18 protein-coding genes are annotated in these 19,816 nt (G+C 60.0%); 8 read left to right on the forward strand and 10 right to left on the reverse strand.

Annotated features, from left to right (window positions below; all coding sequences use genetic code 11):
• Nucleotides 1-2 precede the first annotated feature (2 nt).
• Nucleotides 3-1,028: an NAD(P)H-dependent glycerol-3-phosphate dehydrogenase gene (locus AC1Q6I_RS20735; protein WP_024074320.1), complete on the reverse strand. Its 1,026-nt coding sequence runs from the start codon at nt 1,026-1,028 to the stop codon at nt 3-5.
• A 195-nt stretch (nt 1,029-1,223) separates the two neighbouring features.
• Here AC1Q6I_RS20735 and AC1Q6I_RS20740 point away from each other — a divergent pair, with 195 nt between their 5' ends.
• The 5 genes from AC1Q6I_RS20740 to fabB all read left to right on the forward strand — a co-directional run bounded on the left by AC1Q6I_RS20740 (nt 1,224) and on the right by fabB (nt 8,170).
• Complete coding sequence (locus tag AC1Q6I_RS20740; protein ID WP_102624105.1) at nt 1,224-3,344, forward strand: TonB-dependent receptor plug domain-containing protein; 2,121 nt, start codon at nt 1,224-1,226, stop codon at nt 3,342-3,344.
• A 1-nt stretch (nt 3,345) separates the two neighbouring features.
• Nucleotides 3,346-4,275, forward strand: a complete 930-nt coding sequence (locus tag AC1Q6I_RS20745) for an ABC transporter substrate-binding protein (RefSeq protein ID WP_024074318.1) — start codon at nt 3,346-3,348, stop codon at nt 4,273-4,275.
• Nucleotides 4,272-6,173, forward strand: a complete 1,902-nt coding sequence (locus AC1Q6I_RS20750) for an ATP-binding protein (RefSeq protein ID WP_024074317.1) — start codon at nt 4,272-4,274, stop codon at nt 6,171-6,173. Before AC1Q6I_RS20745 ends, AC1Q6I_RS20750 begins: the two co-directional genes overlap by 4 nt.
• A 249-nt stretch (nt 6,174-6,422) precedes the next feature.
• Nucleotides 6,423-6,938: a 3-hydroxyacyl-[acyl-carrier-protein] dehydratase FabA gene (gene fabA, locus AC1Q6I_RS20755; RefSeq protein ID WP_024074316.1), complete on the forward strand. Its 516-nt coding sequence runs from the start codon at nt 6,423-6,425 to the stop codon at nt 6,936-6,938.
• 11 nt (nt 6,939-6,949) lie between these two features.
• A complete protein-coding gene (fabB, locus tag AC1Q6I_RS20760; protein WP_102624104.1) occupies nt 6,950-8,170 on the forward strand; it encodes a beta-ketoacyl-ACP synthase I in 1,221 nt (406 codons plus the stop codon).
• A 107-nt stretch (nt 8,171-8,277) separates the two neighbouring features.
• Here fabB and AC1Q6I_RS20765 read toward each other — a convergent pair whose 3' ends face one another.
• Nucleotides 8,278-9,291, reverse strand: coding sequence for an amidohydrolase family protein (locus tag AC1Q6I_RS20765; RefSeq protein ID WP_024074314.1), 1,014 nt, complete (start codon nt 9,289-9,291; stop codon nt 8,278-8,280).
• A gap of 139 nt (nt 9,292-9,430) precedes the next feature.
• Between AC1Q6I_RS20765 and AC1Q6I_RS20770 the strand changes: the two genes are divergently transcribed.
• Both AC1Q6I_RS20770 and AC1Q6I_RS20775 read left to right on the forward strand, forming a co-directional pair.
• Complete coding sequence (locus AC1Q6I_RS20770) at nt 9,431-9,847, forward strand: OsmC family protein (protein ID WP_024074313.1); 417 nt, start codon at nt 9,431-9,433, stop codon at nt 9,845-9,847.
• A gap of 64 nt (nt 9,848-9,911) precedes the next feature.
• Nucleotides 9,912-10,778, forward strand: a complete 867-nt coding sequence (locus tag AC1Q6I_RS20775; protein WP_024074312.1) for a pirin family protein — start codon at nt 9,912-9,914, stop codon at nt 10,776-10,778.
• 114 nt (nt 10,779-10,892) lie between these two features.
• On the opposite strand, the gene AC1Q6I_RS20780 is transcribed toward AC1Q6I_RS20775, so the two are convergent.
• The 4 genes from AC1Q6I_RS20780 to AC1Q6I_RS20795 all read right to left on the reverse strand — a co-directional run bounded on the left by AC1Q6I_RS20780 (nt 10,893) and on the right by AC1Q6I_RS20795 (nt 14,648).
• Nucleotides 10,893-11,621: a dienelactone hydrolase family protein gene (locus tag AC1Q6I_RS20780; protein ID WP_024074311.1), complete on the reverse strand. Its 729-nt coding sequence runs from the start codon at nt 11,619-11,621 to the stop codon at nt 10,893-10,895.
• A 107-nt stretch (nt 11,622-11,728) separates the two neighbouring features.
• Nucleotides 11,729-13,633 carry a molecular chaperone HtpG gene (htpG, locus tag AC1Q6I_RS20785; protein WP_102624115.1) on the reverse strand — a complete coding sequence of 635 codons (1,905 nt, stop codon included), beginning with the start codon at nt 13,631-13,633 and terminating at the stop codon, nt 11,729-11,731.
• An 89-nt stretch (nt 13,634-13,722) separates the two neighbouring features.
• Nucleotides 13,723-14,175: a PaaI family thioesterase gene (locus AC1Q6I_RS20790; protein ID WP_024074309.1), complete on the reverse strand. Its 453-nt coding sequence runs from the start codon at nt 14,173-14,175 to the stop codon at nt 13,723-13,725.
• Entirely contained in the window at nt 14,172-14,648 is a 477-nt protein-coding gene (locus AC1Q6I_RS20795; RefSeq protein WP_024074308.1) for a PaaI family thioesterase, read from the reverse strand. Before AC1Q6I_RS20795 ends, AC1Q6I_RS20790 begins: the two co-directional genes overlap by 4 nt.
• A 158-nt stretch (nt 14,649-14,806) precedes the next feature.
• On the opposite strand from AC1Q6I_RS20795, the gene AC1Q6I_RS20800 reads away from it, so the two are divergent.
• Entirely contained in the window at nt 14,807-15,058 is a 252-nt protein-coding gene (locus tag AC1Q6I_RS20800) for a hypothetical protein (RefSeq protein WP_012723095.1), read from the forward strand.
• 105 nt (nt 15,059-15,163) lie between these two features.
• On the opposite strand, the gene AC1Q6I_RS20805 is transcribed toward AC1Q6I_RS20800, so the two are convergent.
• The 4 genes from AC1Q6I_RS20805 to sucC all read right to left on the reverse strand — a co-directional run bounded on the left by AC1Q6I_RS20805 (nt 15,164) and on the right by sucC (nt 19,752).
• Nucleotides 15,164-15,901: a DUF599 domain-containing protein gene (locus tag AC1Q6I_RS20805; protein ID WP_024074307.1), complete on the reverse strand. Its 738-nt coding sequence runs from the start codon at nt 15,899-15,901 to the stop codon at nt 15,164-15,166.
• A 172-nt stretch (nt 15,902-16,073) separates the two neighbouring features.
• Entirely contained in the window at nt 16,074-17,387 is a 1,314-nt protein-coding gene (gene brnQ, locus AC1Q6I_RS20810; RefSeq protein WP_024074306.1) for a branched-chain amino acid transport system II carrier protein, read from the reverse strand.
• Between the two features lie 317 nt (nt 17,388-17,704).
• Nucleotides 17,705-18,586: a succinate--CoA ligase subunit alpha gene (gene sucD, locus AC1Q6I_RS20815; protein WP_003172813.1), complete on the reverse strand. Its 882-nt coding sequence runs from the start codon at nt 18,584-18,586 to the stop codon at nt 17,705-17,707.
• A complete protein-coding gene (gene sucC / locus AC1Q6I_RS20820) occupies nt 18,586-19,752 on the reverse strand; it encodes an ADP-forming succinate--CoA ligase subunit beta (protein WP_003233235.1) in 1,167 nt (388 codons plus the stop codon). Before sucC ends, sucD begins: the two co-directional genes overlap by 1 nt.
• Nucleotides 19,753-19,816 lie beyond the last annotated feature (64 nt).

A 19,816-nucleotide genomic window follows, 5' to 3' on the forward strand; every position in this document is an offset into this window, starting at 1 on the left:
CCTCAGTTGAAACCACTGGTGGAAATAAAGTCGACATCGGTTTTCGGCTCGGCGCGCATCAGCAACTCGATGACCTGGTTCAAGGTGCGCCCTTCAAACAGGATCGCATGCAAGCCGGCCACCAGCGGCATATACACCCCGACTTCCTGGGCCTTGGCCTTCAGCACCTTGAGGGTATTGACCCCTTCGGCCACTTCACCCAGGCGTGTGACGGCGTCTTCCAGGCTCAAACCCTGGCCGAGCGCAAAGCCAACCTGGTAGTTACGGCTCTTGGGCGACGAACAGGTGACGATCAAGTCGCCCACGCCCGCCAGGCCCAGGAAGGTCATCGGATTGGCCCCCTGGTTCACCGCAAAACGGGTCATTTCCGCCAAGGCGCGAGTGATCAGCATGCTCTTGGTGTTCTCCCCCATGCCCAGGGCCACCGCCATCCCGGCGATGATGGCGTAGACGTTTTTCAGCGCACCGCCCAGTTCGACACCGAAGCGGTCGCCACTGGCATAGACCCGGAAGGTCCGGCCATGCAGTACCGCCTGGACACGCTCGCAGAGCGCTTCGTCTTCACTGGCGATCACGGTGGCGGTCAGCGCGTGCTCCGCCACTTCCCGCGCCAGGTTCGGCCCGGACAACACGCCAATGCGCGCCTGCGGAGCGATCTCCTCGAGAATTTCGCTCATCAGCTTGAAGGTGTGCGCTTCGATGCCCTTGGTCAGGCTGACCAGCAACTTGCCCGCCAGGCGCTCGGCATGCGGCGCCAGCACCGAACGCAAGGCGCTGGAAGGCAGCGCGACGAAGCACAGCTCGCACGCCTCCAGCGTGGCCTGCAAGTCGGTAACCGGCTCGACCGCCGGATGAATCTTGATGCCTTTGAGGTAACGGGGGTTTTCCCGATGCACGCGAATGGCCTCGGCCTGCTCGGGATCACGCATCCACTGACGCACCGGGTGACCGTTCTCAGCCAGCAGGTTAGCCACGGCGGTACCAAAACTTCCGCCTCCCAGGACCGCAATAGGGCGCTGTTCAGTCATATGCAATCCGTTAATCCATACCAGTGGCGATGGCGGCATTATACGGGCCGACCCGCTTGCGGCCAGCCCCCGTGTCAATTCGCACGCCTGTCGGAAAATGCCATGCCTGTGTGAAGTAATTGCAAGGGTGGCGACTGGCAAATGGCCCCGCCTCAGTTAACATGGGCGGCTATCCGTAATTATCAAGGCCGTGCCGTGTATTTGGGCCCTCCTCCCCGTTCATCCCTGTGGTGGTTGCTGCTGTTCAGCGGCGCTGTGTGTGCCGACGACCTGTTCCTCGACAGCCAGCCGCTGCCCCAGGTCCTCACCGCCACGCGCCTCAAGCAATCGGCCGCCGCCGTGCCCGGCAGCATGACCGTGATCGACAGCGAGCTGATCAAAGCCAGTGGTGCGCGAGACATCGCCGAGCTGCTGCGGCTGGTGCCGGGGATGATGGTGGGCTACACCACCGGTAACCAGGCGGCAGTGAACTACCACGGCACCAGCGCCAGCGATGCGCGACGCATGCAAGTGCTGATCGACGGACGCTCGGTGTACCGCGCAGGCCTGGCAACCGTGGACTGGAGCGATATCCCGGTGGCCATGGAGGATATCGAGCGCATCGAAGTGTTCCGTGGGCCCAATACGGTCAGTTACGGCGCCAACGCGTTGATGGCCGTGGTCAATATCCTCACGCGCGCGCCGGCCAATAGCCATGGCACGCGGGTGAAAGTGGTTCGTGGCGAACGGGGGATCAACGATTTCTATGCCAGCCAGGGCGTGGGCTGGGAAACCGGTGACTTGCGCCTGTCCATGTCCGGGCAGCAGGACGATGGCTTCGACAGCGATGCCGTGGGCGCCGACCGCCGTGACGGTCGGCGTCTTAACCGCTTCAGCCTGGCGGTCAGCCAGACATTGAACGCGCAACAAAGTATCGACTGGCAACTGAACGCCAAGGAAGGGACCAACCAGCGTCCCTATACCTACACACCTGTATTTGCCGGGATTACCGAAGGCGGTGACAACTCCGACGTCACTGCCAAGGACTATGCCGGCTCGCTGCGCTGGAACTTCGATTTCAACCCCGAGCACAGCCTGTACATCCAGGGCTCAGCGCAACAATGGGACCGCCGGCAGGTCTGGAAAGCCTGTGACGCCAAGGTGTCGTTCAGCCCGGAGCTGACCCGCCTGTGGCAACTGAACCCCAACTACGCCGAACAGTTGGCCCGGCACATGGACACCTACAGCCAGGGCACCGCCCCGCCCGGTGGCGCCGCCGAGCAAGCCTTGGCCAACGAAGTGCTGGACCAGTGGCGCAACGGCGCTAACCAGAGCGTATGCGGCAATATCGACCAGAGCACTCGCGAAAGCCGCTACGACCTGGAGGTCCAGGACACCCTGAGCCTCTCCGACAGCCTGCGCCTGGTCAGCGGCATGAACTATCGCTACGACCGCGCCGACTCCGACACCTATTTCAATGGCACCCTGGACGACACCACCTGGCGCCTGTTCGGCCAACTGGAATGGCGCGTCAGCGAACACTGGTTGCTGCAAGGCGGTGCCATGTATGAAGACACCCACCTGAGCGGCAACTCGCTGACGCCGCGGGTGGCGGTCAACTACCTGATCAACCCGCGCCACGGCCTGCGCGCGGTGTACTCCGAAGCCATCCGTTCCCCGGACATGTTCGAGAACAACGTCAACTGGAGCTACCGCGTCACCAACCTCAGCTCCCCGACCTACGGGCAGAATTCCGGGCAATACTTTGTAGTGACACGCGGCCCCGGAAACCTCGATAAAGAGCTGATGAAATCACGGGAACTGGGCTATAACGGCTTTTTTGCCGACCTCGGACTGAACATGGACGTGAAACTGTTCTACGACGAAATCACCGACATGATCAGCTCGCCGTTGCGCAATAACCAATACATTGCCAGCAACGCCAACAGTTCGCGGTTTACCGGCGCCGAATCACAGTTCGACTGGCGCATGAGCAACGCCGACCGCCTGCGGCTCACCTATGCTTATGTCGACGCCACCACCAGCAACCCGCGGGACAAGGCACAGACCGCGCGCAACAGCGGCTCGGCCGGCTGGCTGCGCGAATGGGGGCAAGGCTGGTCCAGCGCGCTGTTCTACTATGGCGACGACGCACTCAACCAATATCGCTTCGAACGGGTCGACCTGCGGGTGGCCAAGCGCCTTGCCCTGGGCAAAGCCAACGTGGAGCTGGCCGGCATGTTGCAAACACGCCTCGACAACCAGCCCACCACCTGGGCTGATAACAATTATGACCATCGCCACGTACTCTACTTCAGCGCGGAGTTAGAGTTCTGACATGGGCGATCAGTCAAGGATGACCCTCTTTTTTATCTCAAGGTTTTGCCAGCGCTGTGTGCTGCTGGCATGCCTGCTGCTGACCGGGTCGGCCTGGGGTGCCGACATCCTGCTGACCGCCGCCGAAGACGGCACGGGCGTCCAGGCCTTCGCCCAGGCACTGGCCCGCCAGCGTCCCGAAGACCACGTGACCTTTACTCCCCTCAAGGACCTGCCGGCGCCAAACCGTTTGCCCGCCGGCACCCGCCTGATCCTGCTGGACCTGCCCGGCCTCGACTGGCGCCTGCAGGACACCCAGGGCCCGCCGACCCTGGTCTTGCGTATCAGCCGCCTGCAAGCCCGGCAACGCCTGGGCAGCAACCTGCCCGCCAGGATCAGCCTGCTCTGGAGCGACCCGCCCCTGGATCGTCAGTTACGCCTGATCACCGGCATCCTGCCCCAGGCGCGGCGCATCGGCGTGCTCTACGGCACCGACAGCGAATTCCTGCTCCCTGAGCTGACCCAGTACGCAGCGCCCCTGGGCCTGGAGATCGTGCCGCAGCGGTGGGACAACATTAATGACAGCCGACCGTTGTTGAACCTGTTCAAGAACAGTGACGTGCTGCTCGGCCTCGACGACCCGCAGCTGTATAACCCGAAAACCGCGAAGAACCTGCTGCTGAGCAGCTACGCCCGGCAATTGCCGCTGGTGGGCCCCAACGCCGGGTTCGTCAAGGCTGGCAGCCTGGCCAGCACCTACAGTGACCAGGCCGACTGGCTCGCCGTGCTCGACCGCCTGCTTGACCATTCGCCGGCCAATTGGCCGCGCGCGCTGTACCCGGAACACTTCAAAGTGGTGGGCAACCCGCAAGTCGCACGCTCACTGGGCATCGAACAGGTCGACGAAGCCAACGTCGCCGCCCGCCTGGCCGAAGGAGAAAAACGCCCATGACTCTGCGTCGTCGTTGGGACATCAACACCCGCACCCAGCTCATCACCCTGGGCCCGGCGCTGTTGCTGACATTGCTGCTGATCAGTTTCTTCACCTTCGTGCGTATCCAGGACCTGCGCCAGGAACTGGACCACACCGGCCAATTGATCGCCAACCAACTGGCCCCCGCCACCGAATACGGGGTGATCTCCGGCAACAACGACGTACTCGACAGCCTGCTGCGCGCGACGCTGGCCACCCCCCATGTGCGCTTCCTGGAGATCCAGGACAGCGCTGAGAACATCCTGGTGTACGTCGAACAACCCTCGGAAAAACACGACCGCTCGCTGTCGGTAAAAGTGTTCCAGGCACCGATTCGCCTGCAACATATCCAGCTGGGCAATGACTTTTTCCAGGACAACCTCAACGAACCCAAGGCTCCCCGCGCCGACTACCTGGGTCGGGTGATCGTCGGCATGTCCAATGACGCCTTCAGCCAGCGCCAGCAGGAGATCCTGTTCAAGGCCGGCATCCTGGCCCTCTTCGCCCTGCTGTTTACCTTCCTGCTCGCCAGGCGCCTGGCGGCGAGCCTGTCGCAACCGATCAGCGCGATGGGCAACGCGGTAAAAGCCATCCAGCAAGGCGACTACAAGACGCCGCTGCCGATTGTGGATGATTCGGAGCTGGGCGACCTGTCGCGGCATATCAACAACCTGGCCGCAGGCCTCAACCAGGCCAGTCGCGAACAGCAGCAGGCCATGGCCCAGTTGATCCAGACCCGGGAGGAAGCTGAACGGGCAAACAACGCCAAGTCGGAATTCCTGGCAATGATGAGCCATGAGCTGCGCACGCCCATGAACGGGGTGCTGGGCATGCTGCAACTGCTGGAAACCACCGAAATGACCGAGGAGCAGACCGAATACGCGGCGCTGGCGTCCGAGTCCACCGAGCATTTGCTCAAGGTCATCAATGACATCCTCGACTTCTCGCGCATCGAACGCGCCGCCCTGGAGCTGGAACATATTCCATTCAACCTGGCGGACCTGATCAATAGCTGTGCCCAGGCCTTCCAGCACAGCGCCCAACAGCGCGGGCTGGCCCTGACCCTGCCGATTCCGCCTGGCATGGGGGCGTTGCGGGTGCTGGGCGACCCCACGCGTATCCGCCAGATCCTGGTGAACCTGATCGGCAATGCCCTGAAGTTCACCGAGCACGGCACGGTCAGCGTCGAACCCCAATGGCAAACCCTCGACCATGAACTGCTGTGGTTTACCTGCACCGTGCGCGACAGCGGCATCGGCATTTCTGCCGAGCGCCTGGAGTTGATGTTCGACGCGTTCCAGCAGGCTGACAGTTCCATTTCAAGACGTTACGGCGGCACCGGCCTGGGCCTGCCTATCGCCCGGACCCTGGCCGAACGCATGGGGGGCACCCTGCGGGCCCAGAGCGAAGAAGGCCGTGGCTCGGTGTTTACCCTGGAAATCCCCCTGGCCATCGACCAGCACAGCCTGCCGGCCATTGCCCAGGATGCCGAAGGCAAAGCCGGCGCCGGCGAAGGCCGGCACGTGCTGCTGGTAGAGGACAACCCGGTCAACCGCACGGTGGTCGAAGCTATGCTGCGCAGCCTCGGATTTGAGGTGAGCCTGGCCACCGACGGCGCCGAAGCGATCCGCAGCGCCGAGAGCCTCATATTCACCGCGATCCTGATGGATTGCCGACTGCCGCTGATCGACGGCTACGAGGCCACCCGGCAGATTCGCCAACTGCCGGGCTGCGCCGATCTGCCGATAATCGCCCTCACCGCCAATGCCTTGCAGGGCGACCGTGAAGCCTGCCTCGCTGCCGGAATGAACGATTACCTGGCCAAGCCGTTCAAACGCACGGATTTGCAGCAAATCCTGCAGCGCTGGGTGCAATAGCCCAGCGCCATCAGCCAAGTCCGACTGGCGTGAAACACGAAAGTGCGGCAGTCTTAGGCACCCGAACGGGCCTATAAACGGGTCCGGTTTAAAATTTCAGTGAACAAGTGTACATTCAGTGCCTTGACGCTGTGACTTTCACTACAACGCAATAGTCTATGTGTAGGCTGCCGAGATGAGGCATGAACGCTTCAGTCGGTTCGGGAAGATTTGCCCTACCCTGCCGCATGGGATTATTGAGGAGCTCGCATGACCAAACAAAACGCCTTTACTCGGGAAGACCTGCTGCGCTGCAGTCGCGGTGAGCTGTTCGGCCCAGGTAACGCGCAACTGCCCGCCCCGAACATGCTGATGGTGGATCGCATCACCCATATCAGCGAAGAGGGTGGCAAGTACGGCAAAGGTGAATTGGTCGCCGAGCTGGATATCACCCCGGACCTGTGGTTCTTCGCCTGCCATTTCGAAGGCGATCCTGTCATGCCGGGCTGCCTGGGCCTTGACGCCATGTGGCAGCTGGTCGGTTTCTTCCTCGGCTGGCAAGGTCTGCCGGGCCGCGGTCGCGCCCTGGGTTCGGGCGAAGTGAAGTTCTTTGGCCAGGTCCTGCCGACCGCCAAGAAAGTCACCTACAACATTCAGATCAAGCGCGTCCTCAGGGGCAAGCTGAACCTGGCCATCGCCGATGGTTCGGTGAGCGTCGACGGTCGCGAGATCTATACTGCCGAAGGCCTTCGGGTCGGCGTATTCACTTCCACTGACAACTTTTAAGGGTTATCCGCATGCGCCGCGTCGTTATCACTGGTCTGGGCATCGTTTCTTGCCTGGGCAATGACAAAGAGACCGTCACCGCTAACCTGCGTGCAAGTCGCCCTGGCATCCGATTCAACCCGGAATATGCCGAAATGGGTCTGCGTAGCCAGGTTTCCGGCTCCATCGACCTGCCCCTCGAAGAATTGATTGATCGCAAGATCTACCGCTTCGTCGGCCACGCTGCCGCCTACGCCTACCTGGCCATGAAAGATGCGATCGCCGACTCCGGCCTGAGCCCTGACCAGGTCTCGAACGTGCGCACCGGCCTGATCGCCGGCTCCGGCGGCGCGTCCACCCTGAATCAGATGGAAGCGCTGGACATCCTGCGCGAAAAAGGCGTGAAGCGCGTTGGCCCGTACCGCGTTACGCGGACCATGGGCAGCACCGTTTCCGCCTGCCTGGCCACGCCGTTCCAGATCAAGGGCGTGAACTATTCGATCTCCTCCGCATGCGCGACCAGTGCTCACTGCATCGGTACTGCCGTTGAGCAGATCCAACTGGGCAAGCAGGACATCGTGTTCGCCGGTGGCGGTGAAGAAGAACATTGGAGCCAGTCGTTCCTGTTCGACGCCATGGGCGCCCTGTCCACCCAGTACAACGACACCCCGGAAAAAGCCTCCCGCGCCTACGACGCCAAGCGTGACGGTTTCGTCATCGCCGGCGGCGGCGGCATGGTCGTAGTCGAGGAGCTGGAACACGCCCTGGCCCGTGGTGCGAAGATCTACGCGGAAATCGTCGGCTACGGCGCCACTTCCGATGGTTACGACATGGTTGCGCCAAGCGGCGAAGGCGCCATCCGCTGCATGCAGATGGCAATGGCAACCGTGGATACCCCGATCGACTACCTGAACACCCACGGCACCTCGACTCCGGTCGGCGATGCCAAGGAAATGGAAGGCGTACGTGCGGTATTCGGTGACAAGGCCCCGGCCATCAGCTCGACCAAGAGCCTGTCCGGTCACTCCCTGGGTGCCGCCGGCGTTCACGAAGCGATCTACTGCCTGCTGATGATGGAAGGCAACTTCATGGCCGGTTCGGCCAATATCGAAGAGATCGACCCGGTCGTGGCCGATATGCCGATCCTGACCAAGACCGTGGAAAACGTAAAAGTCGACACCGTGATGAGCAACAGCTTCGGCTTCGGTGGCACTAACGCCACTCTGGTGCTGAAACGCTGGCAGGGCAAGTAAGCCCCGCAGGTTGATCACATGAAAAAGCCCCGACTGGTTCGGGGCTTTTTTTTGGCTGATGAAATCTCAGACGGTGTCGACTGCATCGCGAGCACGCCCGCCTCAATCTAACCGCCGCGACGGGGCTTGGGCAGGATGGCCAGAAAGTTATCCCGCGCCACCTTGTGCGCAACCTCCTCAGGCAACGCATTCAGGAAGGGATCAAAGCCCCGCATTTCCTTACCCAGCTTGTTGAAACGCCCTACCACATCCGACCCCAGCATAAAGCGCTCCGGGAAGCGCTCTACCAGCGCAACCCATTCCGGCCGGGGCTTACCCGCCTCATCGAGCAAATACGGCGTGAGCATGCTCCAGGACAGGTCGATATACAGATTGGGGTACGCCTCCAGCAGGCGGCTCAGCGTGGGCAGCAAAAAATCCATCTGCACCTGATGGCGATGGATTTCCTTGCTGGTGCCGGCATGGGCCCAGATAAACCGAGTGTGCGGATGATTACGCAGCGGTTGTTCGACTTCAGCGAGGTACAGCGGGTTGCGCTCGCGCTTGGAGGTGATGTTGGAATGCAACATCACCGGCAGGTCATTTTCGGCGGCCAGGTGATAGATGCGCGTCATGGCTTCGTTATTGGCCCGCGGTGTATCACCGGAAGTCAGCGCGGTCAGGTCATCATGCCGGGTAAACACTTCGCCAATGCCTTGCCACAGCCCCGGGTTGAGGTCGAGCATGCGCTGGATATGGGCGGCGGAATTCTTGTCGTTGGGGTTGAAGCCGGAAAGAAACGGATGAAAGCGCGAGCGTTGCTCCGGCGTCAGTGCATTGATCGCTGCCGCGACGATGACATCGGTGGCGCTGTACCAGTAGGCATCCGCGTCATCGCCGGCGTAGTAGCGCGGGCGCTTGGGTTCGTCTTCGTGCCATTTCTTCGCCACAGGGATGCCGGAAATCATCACATGCTCAATGCGATTATCCGCCATCGCCTTGAGCAGCTTGTCCATGCCCGCCGTTTCCTGGAAGAAGTCCACGTAATGCAGGTGCGCATCGCTGTAGGCATAATCGCGAGCCTGTACGGCAAGGCTGCTGGCAGCGAGCAACAGGGCTAGACTCAGGCGGGTCCAGGGCACGGTAACACCTCGATAGGGGCTGATACGGGTAGACCTTGGGTGATACATCCGGGTTCATCATGAAAAACACGGAACACCTAAGTGCCAGCATGCTCTATAACTGCAAGACCTTCATCCTGCCCCCTTAGTGAGGTTTGCCATGCCTGTTACCGTCAACACGCTGAACCACGATAACTTTCGTCACAGCGTCAATATCAATAACCATGAGCTGTTCACCGACCTGCCCAAAAGCCTTGGGGGCGACGATTCAGCGCCCTCTCCCCACGATTATTTCGATGCCGCACTGGCGTCCTGCAAGGCCTTGACCGTCAAGCTCTATGCACAGAAAAAGGACATCCCGCTGACGGGCGTCACCGTGGAAGTCACCCACGATGCGACCGAGGAGCAAAAGGGCAAGTACAAGCTCAACGTCAAGCTGACCCTCAAGGGCGTGCTCACCGACGAGCAGCGCAACGAATTGCACCGTGTTGCCGACCGTTGCCCGGTACACAAGCTGATGACTACCGCCGAAGTCACCATTGAGACTCAATTGTCCGAAGGCGCCTTCAGCCAATAGCAGCAACCTCCCGTCGAGCGGGTTATGCTCTGCATCATCTAACCCGCTCAGACTGGGACGCACCATGACCACCCTCACCGTGATCCGCCCTCGCGCCGAAGATGTCGAAGGCCAACCCATCCTGCGCCCGCTGCCGTCGCGCGAATGCCGCAGTGTCGGGCCCTTTGTGTTCTTCGACCATATGCTGCCCACCCACTATGCACCGGGCAGCGGCATGAATGTCCGCCAGCACCCGCATATCGGGCTGTCCACCCTCACCTACCTGTTCGACGGCGCATTGCAGCATAAGGACAGCCTAGGGTCGGACCAGGTGGTGCAAGCTGGCGATGTCAGCTGGATGACCGCCGGCAGCGCGATTGCCCACATCGAACGCACGCCGGAGCCGCTCAAGACCAAGGGATCCAACCTGCACGGCCTGCAAGTGTGGCTGGCCTCGCCCAAGGATCATGAGAGCGGACCTGGCCATTACAGCCATCACCCCGCGGCAAGCCTGCCAGTGAGTGACAATCTGGGCGTACAGATCCGCTTGATCGCCGGCAGTGGCTTCTGCCTCACATCGCCGGTACCGGTGCTATCGCCCACGTTGTATGCCGAGGTGCAGATGCAGCCGGCCACTACCTTGCTGATCCCGGATGAACACGAGGAACGCGCGGTGTACGTACTGGAGGGTGAAGCTCAGTTGGACGGTGAGCCACTTGAGGTGCACAGCCTGGTGGTATTGCCAGCCGGCCAGGAAATGACGCTGTCTGTCGAAAGCGACTGCCACTTGGTGGTGTTTGGCGGTGCGCCGCTGGATGGGCCGCGAAGGATCAACTGGAATTTTGTCGCGAGTGACCCGGCCAGGATTGAGCAGGCCAGGCAGCGCTGGGCCGCAGGGGATTGGCCGACGGTGCCGGGGGAGTCAGAAAGAATTGAGTTGCCTGTGAGATAGCTATCGGGGGCAAGTCGAATCGTCGCACCGCCCCTCCCACATTTTGACCGTGTGAATCCAATCAAGTGTGGGAAGGCGCGTGCCCCCGATCAGGCCGGAACAGACGCTGAAGATTTAGCCCTTGAACACTTCATCCAGCAAGTTGTGCATCGACTGGAAAGCCCGCGCAGCGGTCTTCGCGTCGTACATCATCATGCCCGGCACATTGGCGTGCGGATCGGTGAACGAATGCACCGCGCCGCCATAGCTCAGCAGTTGCCAATCCACACCGGCCGCGTTCATTTCATCTTCGAAGGCCGGCAACTGCTCCTTGGGCACCAACGGGTCGCTAGCGCCATGCAACACCAGCACCGAGCCCTTGATGTTCTTGGCATCCGCCGGGTTCGGCGTATCGAGGGTGCCGTGGAACGACACGGCAGCCTTCAACGGCGCACCGGTACGCGCCAGTTCCAACGAGCAGCAACCACCAAAGCAGAAACCGAAGGTCGCCAGCTTCGAGGTATCCACGGCGGCTTCGGCCTGGCCCTGCAACTGCTCCAAGGCTGCCTGCATACGCTTATTCAGCAACGGGCGGTCGTTTTTCAATGGCATCATCGCCGCGCCGGCTTCATCACCATTCGATGGGCGAACCTTTTGCCCATACAGGTCGGCGATCAGCACCACGTAGCCCTTGGCGGCAACGCGCTTGGCGATCTCCTCGGCACCCGCACTCACACCCATCCAGTTCGGCGCCATCAGCAGGCCTGGCAACGGACCTTTGTGGCTGGCATCAAACGCCAGGCGGCTTTCATAAGACTGGCCATCAATCTGATAGACCACGGAACGCACGGTGACTTGGCTCATCATTTTCTCCAGTTGAAGATCACTAGAACGGAAATGGGCTGTAGGAACGAGCTTGCTCGCGCCTCCAAACGAAAAAACCCGCCGAAGCGGGTTTTTCTACAACGGTGTTAAACCGACAGTTCAACCAACAGCTTGTTCAGTCGGCGCACATAGGCGGCCGGGTCTTTCAGGCTGTCGCCAGCGGCCAGGGCCGCCTGGTCGAAGAGGATGTGCGACAGGTCGCCAAACCGCTCTTCGCTCTGCTCGCCGTCGAGTTTCTCGATCAGCGGGTGAGCCGGGTTGAATTCGAAGATCGGCTTGGAATCCGACACCTTCTGGCCGCTGGCCTCGAGGATCTGGCGCATCTGCATGCCCAGGTCCTGCTCACCAATAGCCAGGATCGCCGGGGAGTCGGTCAGACGGTGGGAGACCCGCACTTCACTGACCGCATCCCCCAAGGACGCCTTGATCCGCTCAACCAGGCCTTCTTTGGCCTTGGCGACTTCTTCGGCTTCTTTCTTCTCTTCTTCAGAGTCCAGGTTACCCAGGTCCAGGTCGCCACGCGCCACATCGACGAAAGATTTGCCGTCGAATTCGTTGAGGTAGCTCATCAGCCACTCATCGATGCGGTCGGTCAGCAGCAGCACTTCGATGCCTTTCTTGCGGAAGACTTCCAGGTGCGGGCTGTTCTTGACCTGAGCGTAGGTTTCGCCGGTCAGGTAGTAGATCTTGTCCTGGCCTTCCTTGGCGCGCGCCAGGTACTCGGCCAGGGACACCACTTGCTCGCCGTCGTCACCCTGGGTGGATGCGAAGCGCAGCAGGCCGGCGATTTTTTCCTTGTTAGCGAAGTCTTCTGCCGGGCCTTCTTTCATGACCTGGCCGAAGTTTTTCCAGAAGCCCTTGTATTGCTCAGGCTCGTTCTTCGCCAGTTTTTCCAGCATGTCGAGCACGCGCTTGGTCAGCGCCGACTTCATGGAGTCGATAATCGGATCTTTCTGCAGGATTTCCCGCGACACGTTCAACGACAGGTCATTGGAGTCGACCACGCCCTTGATAAAGCGCAGGTACAGCGGCAGGAACGACTCTGCCTGGTCCATCACGAACACCCGCTGCACGTAGAGCTTCAGGCCCTTCGGCGCTTCACGCTGGTACAGGTCGAACGGCGCACGGGCCGGCACGTACAGCAGCGAGCTGTATTCCAGCTTGCCTTCAACCTTGTTGTGGCTCCAGCTCAGCGGGTTTTCGTAGTCGTGACCGATGTGCTTGTAGAACTCCTGGTATTCCTCGTCCTTGATCTCGGTACGCGGACGGGTCCACAGCGCGCTGGCGCGGTTGACGGTTTCCCACTCAACCGCTGGCGCTTCTTCGCCTTCGGCAGCAGCCTGCTCTTTCGGCAATTCGATCGGCAGAGCGATGTGGTCGGAGTACTTCTTGATAATGTTGCGCAGGCGCCAGCCATCGGCGAACTCGTCTTCACCGGGCTTGAGGTGCAGCACGATGCGGGTACCGCGGTCAGCCTTGTCGATCGTGGCGATTTCAAACTCGCCCTCGCCTTTCGAAGCCCAATGCACGCCTTCGCTGGCGTCAAGGCCGGCGCGACGGCTGAACACTTCGACCTTGTCGGCGACGATGAAGGCGGAGTAGAAGCCCACGCCGAACTGGCCGATCAGGTGCGAATCTTTCTTCTGGTCGCCCGAGAGGTTTTTCATGAAGTCAGCGGTACCGGATTTGGCGATGGTCCCCAGGTGGGTAATCGCTTCTTCGCGGCTCATGCCGATACCGTTGTCTTCGAGGGTGACGGTCTTGGCGTCCTTGTCGAAGCTCACACGGATTTTCAGTTCCGCGCCGCCTTCCAGCAACTCAGGCTTGGACAGGGCTTCGAAACGTAATTTGTCGACAGCGTCAGAGGCGTTCGAGATCAATTCGCGAAGGAAGATTTCCTTGTTGGAATACAGCGAATGGATCATGAGGTGCAGCAGTTGCTTCACCTCGGTCTGGAAGCCCAGGGTTTCCTTTTGAGTTTCCACACTCATGGTCATCAAACTCCAATTGGATGGCAGTGGCCGCGCCCTAGAGGGTTGGCGGCGGGTTGTCATCAAAGTTGGGGGCTAAGACCAGGATTTCAAGGGCGGGCCACTTCCTCAATCTTGAAATGCGCACGCGCAGTGGCAATCGGTTCCGCTGGGGTGCTTTGCCAGGCGGTGATCGCCACATTGGCCACGCGACGGCCCTGGCGCCATACCTGGCATTTGGCATAGGTGTCGCGAAACTGCCCGGCGCGCAGGTAATCCAGGGAGAAATCGATAATCTTCGGCAGCCCCGGCGCACCGGTAAACACCAGCAGGTGCAACGCCGCCGACAGTTCCATAAAGCCGGCAATCACGCCACCGTGCAGTGCCGGCAATATGGGGTTACCAATGTTGTCCTGGTTGGCCGGCATGCGGAACAACAATTCATCGCCCAGGCGGGTGCACTCGATGCCGATCAGCCTGGCGTAGGGGATCAGGTCGAGCAGCACCGCGTAGTTACCGCGCTGATGGGCTTGTTCGAGTCGGGTTTTGAACCGGTGCGTCATGCTTTCTCTCCCTGGACAGTGCTGCCCAATCCCTGCGTGCCCTTGAGGCGTTTACCCATGCGCATGAACGTGCCCACCACATGGGCAATGGGCTGCTGGGGGTCGTCCTGATAGGCGAAGCCCCGAGTAAAGATCACGTCGCTGGTCACCCGGTAGCACTGGGCGAAGCCGTACACCGGCTTGTGCGGTTCGGCCGGATGCATGTAGTCCACACGCAGATCCAGGGTCGGACACACCTCGAATTCCGGCAAGACACACAGGGTGGCCATGCCGCAGGCAGTGTCCATCAACGAGGTCAAGGCGCCGCCATGGATCACCCCGCTCAGGGGGTCTCCGACTATGTGCGGCCCGTAGGGCAGGACCAGCGTCATACCCTCTCCATCTGCGTGATGAACGGTAATACCCAGGACCTGACAATGGCGCAACGCCGATACAAAGCGTGTGGCACGCGCTAACAGTGGATTTTCGGTCATTCGTTCCAGACTCTTATTAGTGTTGATCCGCGGAGTGGGCGCCACGGGCGAAAGTTCCTTGGCGCGCGAGGTTTATATATCTACGCAATAAAAGGAACTAATGCTGGCCCCCCACGTTCGAAAGGCCAGTAGATATCTTCAATAAGGAGAAACACCCCATGCGCAAGACTTTAGCTATTTCCATGATGTTGGCCGCTGCCCTCGGTCTCGCTGCCTGCGATAAAAAATCCGAAGACAAAGCCCAAGATGCCGCCGCGCATTCTGAGCAAGCTCAGAAAGATATGGCCAAAGCTCAGGATAAAGTGAACGACGCTGCGAAAGAAAACGCCGATGCTGCCAAAGCTCAGGCTGAATCGAACGCCGCCGCTGCGAAAGAAGCTGCACCCGCTACCCCTGCCACCGGTTCTTGAGACCGCGGCTTGAATTAGCTTCGCTGCAAAAAGAAAGCCCGCTTAAATAGCGGGCTTTACTTTGTCTGCTGTTCTTTACTCTCCGTATTAATACGCTGATCCAGCCTAAGCCACTTCTTTGAGCGCTTCCGGAGGTGGCGTATCCGTCTGGGTATACACCATCACTTGCAGTACGTCGGAATGAAACTCTCGGCGATACAGCACCAGCACCACCCCGCCGCTCATCAACATGAATAACCACGGGCTGACAAACCACGCCAGCATGGTCATGCCGAAGTAATAAGAACGCAGGCCGAAGTTGAACTGATTGGCTGCCATCGAGATAACCCGTGCCGCTCGCAAGGCAAATGCCTTTCGCTCCTGCTCGGACACATGCCGCTCGCCGATCATCGGCGCCGAACCTACCAGCACCGCTGCAAAGTTGTACTGGCGCATGCACCAACTGAAGGTGAAGAAGGCATAGACGAAGACCAGCGCCAGGCAGAGCAGCTTGATCTCCGACATACCCTGGGAGGCCTGCTGCACCATGGGGATGTCCGCCAGCAATGACACCGCCCGCTCGGAAGCACCCAGCACCGTGAGAATGCCGGCGAGGATGATCAAGGTGCTGGAGGCGAAAAATGAGGCATTACGCTCCAGATTGCCGATCACGCTGGCGTCGGCGATCCGGTTGTCACGCAGCAGCATGCGGCGCATCCAGTCCTCGCGATACAAATGCAGCACGCTGGCCAGGCACGCGGTGTCTCGGGCTTTCCAGGTGGCATAACGGGTGTAGCCACCCCAACACAGGATGAACCAGAGGGCAGCAAGCAGGTGGATCTGATTGGCTTCGACGAACGACATGCGGGTCCTATTACAGGGTGAATGATGGCGGAATGCGGTTCAAAGGTGGGATGGACTTGCCCCCTCCCACACTGATCCAGTTCCAACTTTAGAAGGTGTAGTTTCATAAAGCATAAAAAATGCCCCGTATCGATTGATACGGGGCATTTCTGTATTGCATGAAACCCGCGTGTTACGCGATGGCTTCGCTGCGCTTACCCAGCATGCGATCAATGACGACCGCCACACCCAGCGTCATCACCGACGGCACCAGCCAGGCCAGGCCTTGCTCGCTCAGCGGCAGGTTCGCCAGCTGCGAAGGCATCCAGCCCGCCAGGCCGGCGCCCTTGAGCGCGTCGATGCAGCCAAAGATAAACGACACCAGCATCACCGGCCCGACGATACGGCCCTGCTCCTGCCAGAAGTCTTTGCAGAAGCTCAAGGCCACCAGCACGATGCACGGCGGGTAGATCGCGGTGAGTACCGGGATCGAGAACGCAATCAGCTTGGTCAACCCCAGGTTCGACACGAACAGCGAGAACAGCGCCAGGATCACTACCAGGGTCTTGTAGGACAGGGGCAGGATTTTGCTGAAGTACTCGGCGCAAGCGCACGTCAGGCCGACGGCGGTGACCAGGCACGCGAGCGAAATCAACACCGCCAGGAAACCACTGCCCAGGGAGCCGAAGGTGTGTTGCACATAGGCGTGCAATACAGCCGCACCATTGGCTGCGCCAGCAGCGACTTCATGGCTGCCCGCCCCGAGGCGGAACAAACTGATGTACACCAGCGCCAAACCTACGCCCGCAATCAACCCGGCAATGATCGCGTAGCGGGTGATCAACTTGGGCGATTCAACACCACGGGAACGGATCGCATTGACGATCACAATGCCAAACACCAGCGCCCCCAGGGTATCCATGGTCAGGTAACCATTGATAAAGCCTTGAGAGAACGGTGCAGCAACGTATTCCGGGGTGGCGACACCCACCTCACCGGCCGGCAGGGCAAACGCGGCAATGCCGAGGATGGCCAGCGCGATGATCTTCAGCGGCGCCAGGAAGCGACCCACGGTGTCCAGGAGCCGGCCTGGGTACAGGGAGACAAAGAACACCACCAGGAAATACACCGAGCTGTAGAGGAACAACGCCAGCGGGCTCTCGCCGGTCAGCGGCGCCAGGCCCACTTCAAAGGACACGGTCGCGGTACGCGGAGTGGCGAACAGCGGCCCTACCGCCAGGTACGCCGCTGCCGCGAGCAGGCCACCGGCGATCTTGCCGATCGGGCTGCTCAATGCGTCCATGCCGCCACCGACCTTGGCCAGGGCAATCACGGTGACCACCGGCAAGCCGACCGCAGTGATCAGGAAGCCCAACGCCGCCATCCAGACATGAGGCCCGGACTGCAAACCAACGATAGGCGGGAAAATGATGTTGCCAGCGCCCACGAACAGGGCAAAAGTCATGAAGCCCAACGCCAGGATATCCTGGCTTTTCAACACTTTCATTTGAGGAAATACCACACTACTGAATCGGAATTTAGAGAGGGATTCCCTATGGATGAGGGAAATACGGCCGGCCCTTATGGGGACCGACGGGTCTAGCGCGCGGCTTCCTTTTGGGATGTCGGCGCATAAAGAGGCGGCTAGGGTACAGAATTAGCCTGACGAACGCACTGTTGCGGGGCGGACTGTCCGATAAGCGACACTTTCATGTCGCGTTTTCATACCTAATTTGGCAATACAGGCAAATGAACAAACTCAGAACGCACAAAGGCCACCCGAAGGTGGCCTTTGCCTGGTAAAGCGTCAGTTAAGCGCGAGGCTTACTTGACAGCCCAACCGGTCAGCTCGGCCAGGGCCTTGCCGATGTCTGCCAGCGAACGCACGGTTTTAACGCCTGCGTCTTGCAGTGCAGCGAATTTCTCGTCTGCAGTGCCTTTGCCGCCAGAGATGATTGCGCCAGCATGGCCCATGCGCTTGCCAGCAGGGGCAGTCACACCAGCGATGTAGGAAACAACCGGCTTGGTCACGTGTGCCTTGATGTAGGCAGCCGCTTCTTCTTCAGCCGAACCGCCGATCTCACCGATCATCACGATCGCTTCGGTCTTCGGGTCTTCCTGGAACAATTTCAGGATGTCGATGAAGTTCGAACCTGGAATCGGGTCACCGCCGATGCCGACGCAAGTCGACTGACCGAAACCGGCGTCAGTGGTCTGCTTCACAGCTTCGTAGGTCAGGGTGCCGGAACGGGAAACGATACCGACTTTACCTGGCAAGTGAATGTGACCTGGCATGATGCCGATCTTGCATTCGCCTGGAGTGATCACGCCTGGGCAGTTAGGGCCGATCAGGACTACGCCCAGCTCGTCGCACTTAACTTTAGCGTCCAGCATGTCCAGGGTAGGAATGCCTTCGGTGATGCACACGATCAGCTTGATGCCGCCGAATGCCGCTTCCAGGATCGAGTCCTTGCAGAAAGGAGCTGGAACGTAGATCACGCTGGCGGTGGCGCCAGTGGCAGCTACAGCGTCTTTCACGGTGTTGAACACGGGCAGGCCCAGGTGCTCGGTGCCGCCTTTGCCCGGCGTTACGCCGCCAACCATCTTGGTGCCGTATTCGATGGCTTGCTGGGTGTGGAAACTACCTTGCGAACCGGTAATACCCTGGCAGATAACTTTGGTGTCTTTATTGATCAGGACGCTCATTATTTGCCCTCCGCAGCTTTGACAACTTGTTGAGCAGCGTCGGTCAGGCTGGTAGCCGCGATGATGTTCAAACCGCTTTCTGCCAGTACTTTAGCGCCCAGTTCAGCGTTGTTGCCTTCAAGGCGAACAACAACCGGGATTTTAACGCCGACTTCTTTCACTGCACCGATGATGCCTTCGGCAATCATGTCGCAACGAACGATGCCGCCGAAGATGTTGACCAGTACTGCAGCGACGTTGGAGTCGGACAGGATGATCTTGAAGGCTTCGGTTACGCGTTCTTTGGTAGCACCACCGCCTACGTCGAGGAAGTTGGCTGGTTTGCCGCCATGCAGGTTGACGATGTCCATGGTACCCATGGCCAGGCCGGCACCGTTGACCATGCAACCGATGTTACCTTCCAGGGCTACGTAGTTCAGTTCGAACTTGGCAGCGTGCGCTTCGCGCGGATCGTCCTGCGACGGATCGTGGAAAGTCTTCAGCTTAGGCTGACGGTACATGGCGTTGGCGTCGATGTTGATCTTGGCGTCGAGGCAGTGCAGATCGCCGTCAGCCTTGATCACCAGCGGGTTCACTTCCAGCAGGGCCAGATCGTGATCCTGGAACAGTTTGGCCAGACCTACGAAGATCTTGGCGAACTGGGCAACTTGCTTGCCTTCCAGGCCCAGCTGGAAAGCCAGCTCGCGACCCTGGAATGGCTGAGCGCCAACCAGTGGATCGATCGTGGCTTTCAGAATTTTTTCTGGGGTTTCGTGAGCGATCTTCTCGATGTCCACGCCACCTTCGGTGGAAGCCATGAACACGATGCGACGGCTCGAACGGTCAACGACAGCGCCCAGGTACAGCTCTTTAGCGATATCAGTGCACGATTCAACCAGGATCTTGGTGACTGGCTGGCCATTGGCATCAGTCTGGTAAGTCACCAGACGCTTGCCCAGCCACTGCTGTGCGAAGGCCTTGGCGTCTTCTTTGCTGCGAACCAGCTTAACGCCGCCCGCTTTACCGCGACCACCAGCGTGGACCTGGGCTTTGACAACCCATTCAGTGCCGCCGATTTTGTCGCAAGCTTCTGCTGCTGCTTCCGGGGTGTCTACTGCGTAGCCCTTGGAAACTGGCAGGCCGTATTCAGCGAACAGCTGCTTACCCTGATACTCGTGAAGATTCATGCTTTTTACCGTCTTCGTTAGGTACTGCGCATTCGGCGCTGCGCTCATTATGAGTGCCGCGCCA

The organism is Pseudomonas sp. MPR-R2A5, assembly GCF_058793055.1.

Coding starts and splice junctions, on each gene's coding strand:
- htpG (WP_102624115.1), bottom strand. CDS start 13,633: ATGAGTGTGGAAACTCAAAAGGAAACCCTGGGCTTCCAGACCGAGGTG.
- fabA (WP_024074316.1), top strand. CDS start 6,423: ATGACCAAACAAAACGCCTTTACTCGGGAAGACCTGCTGCGCTGCAGT.
- AC1Q6I_RS20735 (WP_024074320.1), bottom strand. CDS start 1,028: ATGACTGAACAGCGCCCTATTGCGGTCCTGGGAGGCGGAAGTTTTGGT.
- AC1Q6I_RS20775 (WP_024074312.1), top strand. CDS start 9,912: ATGACCACCCTCACCGTGATCCGCCCTCGCGCCGAAGATGTCGAAGGC.
- fabB (WP_102624104.1), top strand. CDS start 6,950: ATGCGCCGCGTCGTTATCACTGGTCTGGGCATCGTTTCTTGCCTGGGC.
- AC1Q6I_RS20780 (WP_024074311.1), bottom strand. CDS start 11,621: ATGAGCCAAGTCACCGTGCGTTCCGTGGTCTATCAGATTGATGGCCAG.
- AC1Q6I_RS20750 (WP_024074317.1), top strand. CDS start 4,272: ATGACTCTGCGTCGTCGTTGGGACATCAACACCCGCACCCAGCTCATC.
- sucC (WP_003233235.1), bottom strand. CDS start 19,752: ATGAATCTTCACGAGTATCAGGGTAAGCAGCTGTTCGCTGAATACGGC.
- AC1Q6I_RS20790 (WP_024074309.1), bottom strand. CDS start 14,175: ATGACGCACCGGTTCAAAACCCGACTCGAACAAGCCCATCAGCGCGGT.
- AC1Q6I_RS20770 (WP_024074313.1), top strand. CDS start 9,431: ATGCCTGTTACCGTCAACACGCTGAACCACGATAACTTTCGTCACAGC.
- AC1Q6I_RS20800 (WP_012723095.1), top strand. CDS start 14,807: ATGCGCAAGACTTTAGCTATTTCCATGATGTTGGCCGCTGCCCTCGGT.
- AC1Q6I_RS20795 (WP_024074308.1), bottom strand. CDS start 14,648: ATGACCGAAAATCCACTGTTAGCGCGTGCCACACGCTTTGTATCGGCG.
- AC1Q6I_RS20805 (WP_024074307.1), bottom strand. CDS start 15,901: ATGTCGTTCGTCGAAGCCAATCAGATCCACCTGCTTGCTGCCCTCTGG.
- brnQ (WP_024074306.1), bottom strand. CDS start 17,387: ATGAAAGTGTTGAAAAGCCAGGATATCCTGGCGTTGGGCTTCATGACT.
- sucD (WP_003172813.1), bottom strand. CDS start 18,586: ATGAGCGTCCTGATCAATAAAGACACCAAAGTTATCTGCCAGGGTATT.
- AC1Q6I_RS20745 (WP_024074318.1), top strand. CDS start 3,346: ATGGGCGATCAGTCAAGGATGACCCTCTTTTTTATCTCAAGGTTTTGC.